This is a genomic window from Bartonella sp. MF74HXZ (assembly GCF_042194445.1).
Classification (GTDB): domain Bacteria; phylum Pseudomonadota; class Alphaproteobacteria; order Rhizobiales; family Rhizobiaceae; genus Bartonella; species Bartonella grahamii.
Map to the genome: position 1 here is coordinate 1 of NZ_JBHIMW010000038.1, position 552 is coordinate 552.

Here is a 552-nt window from a genome sequence, read left to right on the forward strand (position 1 = left end):
CATATCTGGGGGTGAAGGCATTGCCATTGACTCAGGAAACAACACGGAAGTTATAGCCTCGACGCTCGTAGCCGGTAAGGCAGAGGAAACGTCAGGAGAGAAAGCACCAGGAGAACAGAAACAAGCGGATATTACCATTCACTCTGCCAGAAAGATTGTCATAAAAGGCGCCCAAGAACACTTGGATCAGCAAGCACAATCGTCATCAAGTGGCTTTTTGCATGAGGAATCTTCCGATACATCTCAATCGCATACCACAACGGTCTCCTCTATCCTTGGGGCGACGGGAAACATCGTGTTAGACGCACAAGGAGAAGCCAAGATTTCTGCTTCTCATCTGCTTTCCGGTCAAGATATCAATGTGAGCGGAGAAAGTGTGACGATTGATGGCATGACAGATCATCATAAGAGCCATTCAGAGACCCATGAAACAGGTTTTGGTGTGGGATCAGGCAAGGGCTTTGTATCGATATACGGGAGTGAGGGAAAGACAGAAAATGAAGAGAGTTTTGAGCATCAAGGTTCTTCTCTCAATGCGGATGGTACGATCAA

1 pseudogene is annotated in these 552 nt (G+C 47.1%); it reads left to right on the forward strand.

The features are described 5' to 3' along the window. A pseudogene (locus ACFIJ8_RS08515) lies at positions 1–552 on the forward strand (hypothetical protein); the annotation flags it as partial.